Origin of the sequence: Microcoleus sp. MOSTC5 (assembly GCF_036701825.1) — a bacterium.
GTDB lineage: Bacteria > Cyanobacteriota > Cyanobacteriia > Cyanobacteriales > Microcoleaceae > Microcoleus > Microcoleus asticus.
The window spans coordinates 105984-116100 of record NZ_JAUBRK010000020.1 but is presented as its reverse complement, the minus strand read 5'-3'; the positions used below and the strand labels follow the sequence as shown (position 1 = coordinate 116100).

Sequence of the window (10117 nt, the reverse complement as noted above, 5' to 3'; positions counted from 1 at the left end):
GAATTTAACAGGCTTCTCAATTCACATATCATTTTCAGTCTTTTTTGTCAACTCCTAATACTGAACCGACGCCCTAGTGCGTTACATTGACGATCGTGTAGAAAATCCCAGTCGGCTAATTGAGCTTTTATTGCAAGCGTGGCGCAAACAACAAGAACAGCAGGCAATGGTAGAAGCCTGTTTATTGCTGGATGAACTGAGCGATCAATTAACCGAGGAGGATGAAGCATGGCAGCAAGCAGCGATTACCGAGTGGGAAGCATCTGGATTGTGAATTTCGATCCCTCAGTGGGTACAGAAATCCGCAAGAGTGGATGGCGGTAATTATTTCAGGAACTGCTTTTAATCAAGGCAGCTTGCGTCACAGTTCTACCCATCACTTTGGATGTTCCAGTTGATGTGATTTTTTATCCGGTTCTGTTTGAAGAGGAGGATACTGGGCTGGTGGAGTTGGCGATCGCTCTTGAAGATGAGGTTGTCTATATTTTTAATCCTCGTCAACAGAGATGGAATACTCACTTTGCTTGGAATGGTGTGGAAGCCATCGGGTTAACGGCAATCGAGCAAGGGTGCAAGCCCTTGATTTCAATCGGTCAACTATGTTGGCAATTCGGGCAGAAGAGGAATTACGGGGTCGTCATCCTCCCCCGAAAGATATCAATCCCGTAGATACTGACTTGTAGGTAATTCTTTTGACTGTGGAGATATCACCCATGACTGCTTTTTAGATGAGCAACTAGAAAAGCATTAGGTTTTTGTCATTATGGTCAAGATCAATTAGAGTGAGTGTTGCCAAGTAAAAGTTTTTGATAGTATCTATTTTTTCTTGGGAAAAAAGATTGAAGTGTTGTGGAGATATGACAAAATTTTCGCAATATCTCAGTATAGTCTTAGAAAGAAGATAGAGTTGATCTTCAACAGAGGCATTTATAATTTCATTAGCGTAAGGTCTTAAATCTTCTTGATGATCTCTCAAATAAGAAAGCAAAATAATTGTATCTTGTTTTTGTGGAAAAACATTGAGAACAATAAGTTTTGGTTTAAGTCTTTTCCGCCCGATGATGCTTTTAATTGGATCAAATAGGGAGCTTACAGCCAAAGGACAATTTCTCTCAATCCGAATACACTTGTGTTCAATTTTCGTGAATGAATTAGTATTGTATATCTTATCGTACTCCTGTTTGTATAAATAAAAATCACAAGCATTTGCTAATGTATTAGTTACAAGCTCCGATATATCACGATTGTTAGGATCGCACTTTCCTAGCTCAACAATTTTTTGATAAGGAGTTTGTAAATCAATGGCAGCTTTTATTCTTGTATGTAATTCCCGGAGAACTGATCTGTAAGCGATCAAGAATTTTTGCTGTTGATTACTAACGTCAAACTCATTAATGTCTATTGGACGAAATAGTTCGCTATCATGTTTTTGACATAATCCTGTAAAAGTTGTTGCTAGATTGCGTCCAACCTGCTGAAATTCTATCTCTGGCCCTGTATTAAGATTTTGTGTGGGTACAGCCATAACGACATGATTATTGCTGGCTAGTTGGTCTAAAATCTGACCATTCTGAATTGAGTGTGCTTTGATGCAGTTTTCAGTACAATCAGACTTAGGCCATAAGCATTTATTATATTTTTTTTTGAGTTGAGTATATATAAAACTTTTTAACTCATTCATCACTTTTTTATCTTTGCTCATCAGGTTTATTCCTCGTTTTTATTCATATACTGCTGGTAAAGCGTCGGCAAGTTTTCAACTTCTTGATCGGAAAGACCATAGCTTTTCCAATACTTTATTTTCTACGAAGATGCGATCGCCCCTACCCAAGGTTTTAGCCAAACTTTTCTGGATGTCCTCACACCCTTTGACGCTACAATCTGCCTCATCACCGATTCATCCCATCCCATCATTCCCACTTTCTCACCTCAAGACCCCCCCCGATCCAATCTATACTTACCTGGCTGCAACACACCCTATTACAAAACTAGCCGATAAAAGTTAGTCTTCAGATTTGATATTACTCCCAGTAATTTTCCCAATCATCCTTAAAAGCTTCCTGCAATCTCTGCATATACGCATCTGTCTTAATCTTCACCATCCACAGATTATTAGCATTGCGGCCTCCCTTGCACACAACACCTTCATCCACACCGTATTTCCCCTGGCGAAGATCGTCCATAAACTTGCCCGTCAGTTTGCCGCGATAAATCACTCGCGCAATATTTAATTTACCAAAATCCTGAATAAACCGATCGGGAACAACCATACCGCCCTCGGTTTCCACATCAAAAAGCACCAATTGTTTGCGATCGTCCTTTTGGTGCATTCCCGCAAACGAGTTAGCACCAAAAAACTCTGCAAACACAGTAATTTCAGCGCAGTGATACTGTTCGTTCTCTCGAAATGTTGAAGGGGTAAAAAGTTAAGCTTAAAAACTTAACTTTTTACTGGCTGATATCTAAGCAACCTCTACGAACACACCGCTTCGAGCAAACTGCTCTTCTTCAGGACTAAAGACTGGAGCTCGATCCACAAGGTCAGGGTCAAAGTAATATGTCTCTTGTAAGAATTGTCCGGTGACGATCGCCTCCTCCAACTCCTTGATGTAATCTTGGGCAACTAAGCAGGCCTCCTTGATGCCTTCCTCATCCCGCTTATCCAACAGCTTTTGCAATGTTGCTCTCACACCTGTCAGTCGTGCCGCGGGCTTGAGCATACCGTAGAGGCGGTACATCCGATCGGTGGCAATGCTAATGTGTTTGAGGGCGTTGGCTCGTGCTAGCTCAGAGTCAATGCTGGGCCAATAACGGGTGGTGTAGAATGCTTTCTCATCCTTGTGGTACCACTCCTCCGATCGCGCAATTGATGAGGAGACAGTATTGTGCAGCTTCCAGAAGAATAAGCGCAGGGAATCGCCATCTACTACGGTGGACAGCTTCGCCTCCATTGATACCTCAAAGTCATTCAGACGCGGGTCGCGCCCAAGCACGAGGTACTCCACAGGGTACATTTCCACCTCTTTATTCTGCACGACGTAGGCGTTGAGGTGGTGGCGGCAGTAGGGGCAGGGATACATAGTGGCAAACAGCTTGAAGAAGTCCTTGAAGATTGCCACCAGAGTTTTTTGCTGTTTGGGGGTCTTGGTAGAGACGATTTCAGCCGTAGTGTGGAAGAAACGCCACACCGCAGGGCCAATATAGTAAGGGAAGCTGACGCGCATTTGTGAATTCTTTATTTCACTGCGATCGATATAAACGTCAATGAACGATACATATTGCGAGAGTTCGCCAGACTCGCGCCCAAACTCCAAGCGTTCCCGCCGTTTCTGTACCCCGTTCAGGTAGTTGTGCGTCAAGCGCCATGCCTGTTTGAGCATTAGCTTTTGTTTTGCAGCGCATTTGGGAAAGCTTTCTACAACATCCGCCCCATAGCGCCCGAATTCCCCTGACGTTTTAGTGGCTTCGTACCACTGGTTTAAAGCTGTTTCGTCAGCCACCGTGTTCAAGGGGATGTCTGCTGCTGTGCTGACGCTGAAAGCAGCCAGCAGCTTCGGCATAAAGTCTTCATACCAATAGGCGACTGGCATCATCGCACCATCGATTTCCTCTGAGGCATCCGAGAGGATGACTCGGTTCCACTTCTTCAGGTACTCTTTGGGATCTCCCTCGGATTGGGCTGGTGGCGGTGCCATTTCCTCACTCAACTCCATTTTCCGCAGTCGGTTGAGTTCGTTGACGGCAAGCACACCCTCGGCGATGTCCCGCAAGTTAAGACTCTTCTTCTTGATGGTGATTGCAAACTCCACTCCCGCCGCAAACTTTTCCTTGGCGCTGGCAGACTTACCCCGCGCCTCCAACATGGCTTTTTGTTCTGCCAACATTTCTGGAGTTTTTTCTATAGTCTTCCAGTTCTTGATGCGATCTTGCAGTCGGGCATATTCATCTTCGATCGATTTCACTACTGCATCCAGTACAGGGTTGCACGCAGACTCTACTACACCCAATCCTTTATAAAGCGCGATCGCACTCCTGACAAATTGCACAAAATCAGCGATTCTGTATGGCAAGTTTCTCACGCGCAGGTGAGTCTCGTGGTTGGCGGAAAAACTCTCGCGGAAGCTGCGGTAGGCTGCTCCCTGGATCAGACGAAACAAACCAATCTGCATCTGCAAGCGGGACGTACCGCGCTTGTTCTCAGCTTGTGGGTGTTGCGCGAGTAGTTCTTTTAGCCGCGCTATTTCTGGATTGCTATCGGTGGGTGCTTCTTCTAAATTAGGTTCAATAGTGGCAGAAGCTGCCTCGTTGATAGCAGTTGCTGTACTTGCGATCGCAGCCGCTGTACTGTCTGAAATCTCGGTTGTCTGTGTGCTGACAATCGGAACGGGTGAGTCTTGATATCCGGTTGTGAGCTCTGACTCATCCGGTACCAGTTTGCAGAATTCCTTAAAGTCAATTGAGGCATCGCCGTCATGGTCTACCTCTTTGACGATCTCATCGAGCTCTTGCTCTGTGAGTCCAAACTGGCTCATCACACCCTGCATCTCGTTTTTAGTGATTTGACCGCTGCCATCCTCATCAAATACACTAAATGCCATTTTGAGACGACTCTGGCGATCGCCTTGCTGGGACACCATCAGCATTTTGAATTCCTCAAAATCGATACTGCCCGACAAGTCTACGTCTACTTCCTTGATCATGTCGCGCAGCTCGGTTTCGTTAGGACTCTGGCCTAGCGATCGCATCACTTGACCCAGTTCTTCTGATGAAATACCACCGCTCCCGTCCGCGTCAAATACTTTGAAGGCTTCCCATAACTTTGCCACATCTTCTTCAGTCATGGCTTTTTTTTCAATCTCCACAGATGTCATAACTAAATCTTCCCTGATTTTTTTATTGGCTGTCTATTGATTACGACCAATATACTTTAATTCCTGATGAGTTACGCAACGGTATTGTCAAATCCAAGGGGATTGCCGATATCTCCCACTTTGGCTTGTGACAGTCGATCTATCAGTTTGATATTACTCCCAGTAATTTTCCCAATCATCCTTAAAAGCTTGCTGCAATCTCTGCATATACGCATCAGTCTTAATCTTCACCATCCACAGATTATTAGCATTGCGGCCTCCCTTGCACACAACACCTTCATCCACACCGTATTTCCCCTGGCGAAGATCGTCCATAAACTTGCCTGTCAGTTTGCCGCGATAAATCACTCGCGCAATATTTAATTTACCAAAATCCTGAATAAACCGATCGGGAACAACCATACCGCGATCTGTTTCCACATCAAAAAGCACCAATTGTTTGCGATCGTCCTTTTGGTGCATTCCCGCAAACGAATTAGCACCAAAAAACTCTGTAAACACAGTAATTTCAGCGCAGTGATACTGTTCGTTCTCTCGAAATATAGACTCTAACGGACTAGCAAAATCTATCTTAAATATTTCAGGTGCTGCTTCTAAACCTGGATGTGCAGCGTTAAATTCTGCAATTCCCATCTCATCCAAATCAAATCTACTGCGGCGCGTACCAAAAGCATACCAACCGAGTTCTACTTCCCAAACCCAATGCAAATTAGTACCATCGTACTTCTCAAAAGCTATACACTGTTCATTAGGGCAATTTTTACTATCTGGAATTTTGGGATAGGCAAGTTGAATTCGTGTCATATAGAGGAAGGAAGAAGGAAGAAGGAAGAAGGAAGAAGGAAGAGGGAAGAACGAAAGGGTTTTTAACAGTTTCCCCCTTCCCCTTCTTCCCTAAAAATCTCTCAGTTGAGCAGTTTGAACGGCAAGTTCTTTAATCTGGGAACCGCGCCGCACCTTCAGTTCCAGAATTTGACCGATTTTGCTGTTGTCCACCAAACTTTGCAACTGTTCGGGCTCAGTCACTCCCTCACCGTCAATTTGAACGATGACATCCCCCTTGCGAACCCCCGCTTTCTCAGCAGGCGTATTTGGCACAACTCGCATCACTAACACTCCGTTAACTTCCGGGACAATCAAAGGAGCATTGGGGTCAGCGTTATTCTCTCTGGCCATTTCAGGAGTCAAAGCAATCATCTGAATCCCCAAAAACGGATGGCTGACTTGTTCTCCCTTGGCTAACTGCGCGTAGATGGCCTTGGCTTTGGCGATCGGAATCGCAAAGCCAATACCCATTGCGTCAGCTCGAATCGCGGTGTTGATGCCAATCACTTCTCCTCTGCTGTTTAACAGGGGGCCGCCGGAATTGCCGGGATTGATGGCGGCGTCGGTTTGAATGAAATCGAGCCGCTTGTCGGGAATGCCGACCGCTGCACTGGAGCGTTTGAGGGTGCTGATAATGCCTAAGGTGACGGTGTTGTCAAATCCCAGGGGGTTGCCCACGGCGATCGCCCAATCTCCCACTTTCACCGCGTCGGAATCTCCCAAGGTGGCAGTCGGCAAGTCTAATTGCTTAGTATTAATTTTGACAACAGCCAAATCTGTTACTTCGTCAGTACCTTGCACTTCACCTGGAAATGTCCTGCCGTCGTTTAAGGTGACAGTCACTCGATCGGCTTTGTCAACTACGTGAGCGTTGGTTAAAACAATCCCGCTTTTGTCAATGATGAAGCCGGAACCTTGACCGCGCAAGCGTTCTTGCCTGGGGGTCATGCTGCGCAAGTCTTCTCCCAAAAATCTGCGGAAGAAGGGGTCTTCCATTAAGGGGTCGAGGTTGCGGCTGACAGTGCGCTCAGTATCAATGCGGACAACTGCCGGCCCGACTCGATCGACGGCGGCCGTGACAAAGCTGCCGGTATCCCCCGGGAGTTCCGGACTCCGCAGCGCTAACAGTTGCGGATTCGCGGCGGTGGCTGGGAAACTCTGGGACTGTAAGTTGGGCGGATTTTTGCCGTCAGCGGCGGTAGCGGGTGCAGCATTGATTGCTAAAGCACTCAGCGCGAGGGTCATTCCTAAAATTAGTGCGAACCAAGGAGCAACGGTTCGGGGCGCGGGGCGAAAAAACTTAAATAGTGGCATAGCGTCAATCTTGGTTACTCTGGGTTAGTCTAGTAAAGGTATTCGATCGTGCGGAATCAATAATCTGTCGCTATGAAGATCCTAAATATATTTTGACAGTTACAATACAACAGTTACAATACATGAGCCAGGAGCCAGTACAAACTCAACATATTCTCAATTCTAACTTTTTCTAACTTTTAAAATTGCCCTTGTAACCCCGATGATTATATCTGATACTTCTACTGACAAATCCGTAGCCTCAAATTCCCACCACCATCACGACGATAAATCAGCCCACCCTCACCTTCACAATGAAGAATCCATGCGACGGCTGGTCAATCGCTTGTCTCGGATTGAGGGACACGTCCGCGGCATCAAAACTATGGTGCAAGAAAACCGTCCCTGTCCCGAAGTTCTCGTCCAAGTTGCTGCAGTTCGAGGAGCGCTCGATCGCGTAGCGAGAATCATTCTCGACGAACATTTAACTGAGTGCATCGCCAGAGCAGCGAAAGAAGGCAATATTGATACCGAAATAGAAGAGTTGAAAGCGGCTTTGGATCGATTTTTGCCTTAGCCACTGCCAATTTTTACATTTATATAACAAAACCTGCAAATTAGACAAAACTTGCAAGTTATGATTTATGGCGCATTTTTTAAACATTTTTCACAAACGCGGGAAAAGCGTCAAATTTTCTCCCCCTCACCCCAATCGCCGCCGCATATAATTTCTATGCCCCGCAGTGTATGAGAGCGCGTTTTGTTAAAAAAGAATTAGTCAGGTTTGTCGTGACAACGGAACTCCTCAAAAGCTTCAAAAGCTGACTGCAAACCATTAGATAATCGGTGATTAATCGGACTTGGTATGAAGTCTCTAGACTTTTGTCAGCTTGGCTTTTAGGTGGTATCTGACTGTTGCGTAAACCGCTTTATAGGAAGCTTCAATGCTGTATTCCTCCTGCAACCACTCTTGAATTTCTCCATAGCTTTTAAAGCCTTTCTGAGGGTCGCTGAGGCGCATTGCCAAACTAGCGCGGGCCAAATGAGGAATGGCCGGCTTGCGGCCGCCGCTGTGCTTTGTTTCGAGGAGTCCTTCGAGTCCGTCAGATCGGTACTTTCTCAGCCACCGCTGCACTGTAATTCGGTTTACCCCGATCGTCATTGCCAATTCTTTAACTGTCTTAACATGAGAAATTTTGAACAGGTAAAGTGCTTGAATTTTTTGAAAGCCACTTGCCGTTTTTTGTTCATTTAACAAGTTTTTTAGTTCTTCACTTGTCTCTGTGATGCTAAGTTTACATACTCCAGCCATATCAATTACCTCACGATTAGCGTTATACAATACCTTTGTTTGACAAGGGAGCAAAATTCGCTCCTAAATGCTCGCCTTTTGTTTGCCATCAAGCAATACAAAAAAAAGCGCTCTCATTAAAGTTTTTGATTCCTGGACGCACTGAAACGCTCAGAAAGCGGATTCTTTTTAACCTGGAGCAAGGATTGCAACGAAGTTTTTCGGTAAAAAACCGGGTTTCTGGGTCAGTTTTGTATTTGATAGACAAGCATCATTGCTAATACTGATAGCAGCCGTTAACCGAGCGACTGTAACATTAGCTGAATAGGTGACTTTTAAGGAATACCATTTTTGCTCTTATTGTTAAATATTTATATCATGGTTTTTTTGTATTTATTGATTGGTATTTTTTGCGAACGTATGGGTGATTGTTAGTCATTAGATGATAGCAAACAGGCTTTGTCTGTACATTAGCGATCGCATTTTTATACACAGATTCTCCTACTACCAGAAGTGCATTTCTGACTTTCGCTGTGCGAGAAATCCTGATATATCTACTCTCCGATCGCCCGGAGCGGCTAGCGCCGAGTGACGTTGCAACCGACTTTCACAGCAAGCGGACAATTATCTGTGAAACTACTTGCTCGATCGCCAGTTGAGTAAAACACGACGAGGGTGGCATTGTCAATTTCTCAGCATTCTTGTATAAGTATCGGCTATTTTTTCCAGCCTGCTGTGATCGAAATTGTGGTTCCTATGTGATACTACTAACACCAATTAGTGATCTAAATCACGTTAATACTCAGTAAGCTCAACTAGCCACAAAAAGTTATGGGTTCGATCGGACTTTCCACCTAAAACCTTGCAGATTGAGGGAAGTCTCACCATGAGTCTGAATCTTTCAGAACCTAAAATCTAAAATAGCAGAACATCCGGTGTAACCAGCTTGCTGACAGTATTCTTCATTTAAAAGGTGTAGAGAAGCCACAATGAACGTTGACGAACTGCTCAAGCTATACGCAATAGGAGAAAGAAATTTTAGCGGGGTCTACCTGCACGAGGTGTACCTCTACGAAGCCGAATTGATTGGAGCCAATCTGTATGAAGCCGACTTGATTGGAGCCAATCTCAGCAAAGCCAAACTCAACAGAGTCAACTTTGGCAAAGCCAATTTGTGCAAGATTAATTTGAGCAGAGCAGACTTAGGTGGAGCCGACCTCACAGAAGCACTTTTAGCTGAAGCTAACCTGAATCGAGCTGAGTTGATGGGAGCGAACCTCAGCAAAGCAGACTTGAGCGGAGCTTCCCTGATACAAGCAACTTTAATTGGAGCCAACATATCTCGGGCAACACTCAGCCGTGCAGACTTGCACGGAGTAAATCTTTACGGAGTAAACTTGCGCAGGGCAGTGCTCACAGAATGCGATTTAATTGGCGCAAACCTGAGCAAAGTAGACCTCAGCGGCGCCGACTTAATGGGGGCGAATCTAATTAGGGCAGACTTGACTGAAGCGATTTTAAGTGCGTCAGACTTAAGCGGCGCAAACCTGTTGGGAGCAAACCTTACAAAAGTCAACCTGAGCGGAGTATATCTTAAGGGTACGACGATGCCCGACGGCACGATTCACGAGTAATTTATTTGTTAATTTTTATGCTTGCCGAGAACCGCGGCTAAAGGGTAATGAGTAATTCATTACCCTAATTTATTGGCAGGGAAGTGTTTATTTGACACTAAGGTAGGCGGATAACTTCAATGTAGGGTGCTGATGGCGCACAGAACTCCTACATACGGCGAGCCAAAGGATTTGTTGGTTAACTCGTGTTATGGTGATTTTCA

Annotated in this window: 11 protein-coding genes; 5 read left to right on the top strand and 6 right to left on the bottom strand. The window is 45.2% G+C overall.

The genetic code is table 11. The features are described 5' to 3' along the window. Positions 1-76 precede the first annotated feature (76 nt). Positions 77-274, top strand: coding sequence for a hypothetical protein (locus QUA54_RS13475; protein WP_333415029.1), 198 nt, complete (start codon positions 77-79; stop codon positions 272-274). Between the two features lie 107 nt (positions 275-381). Beyond that, entirely contained in the window at positions 382-669 is a 288-nt protein-coding gene (locus QUA54_RS13470) for a hypothetical protein (RefSeq protein ID WP_333415028.1), read from the top strand. Between the two features lie 67 nt (positions 670-736). On the opposite strand, the gene QUA54_RS13465 is transcribed toward QUA54_RS13470, so the two are convergent. Further along, positions 737-1702, bottom strand: a complete 966-nt coding sequence (locus tag QUA54_RS13465) for a hypothetical protein (RefSeq protein ID WP_333415027.1) — start codon at positions 1700-1702, stop codon at positions 737-739. 96 nt (positions 1703-1798) lie between these two features. On the opposite strand from QUA54_RS13465, the gene QUA54_RS34470 reads away from it, so the two are divergent. Then, positions 1799-1999: an NACHT C-terminal alpha/beta 1 domain-containing protein gene (locus tag QUA54_RS34470; protein ID WP_445301554.1), complete on the top strand. Its 201-nt coding sequence runs from the start codon at positions 1799-1801 to the stop codon at positions 1997-1999. 22 nt (positions 2000-2021) lie between these two features. Here QUA54_RS34470 and QUA54_RS13460 read toward each other — a convergent pair whose 3' ends face one another. The 4 genes from QUA54_RS13460 to QUA54_RS13445 form a co-directional block, all read right to left on the bottom strand. Beyond that, the gene (locus QUA54_RS13460; RefSeq protein ID WP_333415026.1) at positions 2022-2369 is read right to left on the bottom strand and encodes a hypothetical protein; all 348 of its coding nucleotides are present in this window, start codon (positions 2367-2369) and stop codon (positions 2022-2024) included. A 93-nt stretch (positions 2370-2462) separates the two neighbouring features. Next, positions 2463-4871, bottom strand: coding sequence for an EF-hand domain-containing protein (locus QUA54_RS13455; RefSeq protein ID WP_333415025.1), 2409 nt, complete (start codon positions 4869-4871; stop codon positions 2463-2465). A gap of 153 nt (positions 4872-5024) precedes the next feature. Further along, a complete protein-coding gene (locus QUA54_RS13450; protein WP_333415024.1) occupies positions 5025-5675 on the bottom strand; it encodes an RNA ligase family protein in 651 nt (216 codons plus the stop codon). 90 nt (positions 5676-5765) lie between these two features. Further along, the gene (locus QUA54_RS13445) at positions 5766-7010 is read right to left on the bottom strand and encodes an HhoA/HhoB/HtrA family serine endopeptidase (protein ID WP_333415023.1); all 1245 of its coding nucleotides are present in this window, start codon (positions 7008-7010) and stop codon (positions 5766-5768) included. 202 nt (positions 7011-7212) lie between these two features. Between QUA54_RS13445 and QUA54_RS13440 the strand changes: the two genes are divergently transcribed. After that, a complete protein-coding gene (locus QUA54_RS13440) occupies positions 7213-7566 on the top strand; it encodes a metal-sensing transcriptional repressor (RefSeq protein WP_172190877.1) in 354 nt (117 codons plus the stop codon). A 297-nt stretch (positions 7567-7863) separates the two neighbouring features. On the opposite strand, the gene QUA54_RS13435 is transcribed toward QUA54_RS13440, so the two are convergent. Continuing rightward, positions 7864-8301, bottom strand: coding sequence for a helix-turn-helix domain-containing protein (locus QUA54_RS13435; RefSeq protein WP_333190912.1), 438 nt, complete (start codon positions 8299-8301; stop codon positions 7864-7866). A 968-nt stretch (positions 8302-9269) separates the two neighbouring features. On the opposite strand from QUA54_RS13435, the gene QUA54_RS13430 reads away from it, so the two are divergent. Continuing rightward, positions 9270-9914 (top strand): pentapeptide repeat-containing protein, encoded by a 645-nt coding sequence (locus tag QUA54_RS13430; RefSeq protein ID WP_172190875.1) that lies wholly within the window; start codon positions 9270-9272, stop codon positions 9912-9914. Positions 9915-10117 lie beyond the last annotated feature (203 nt).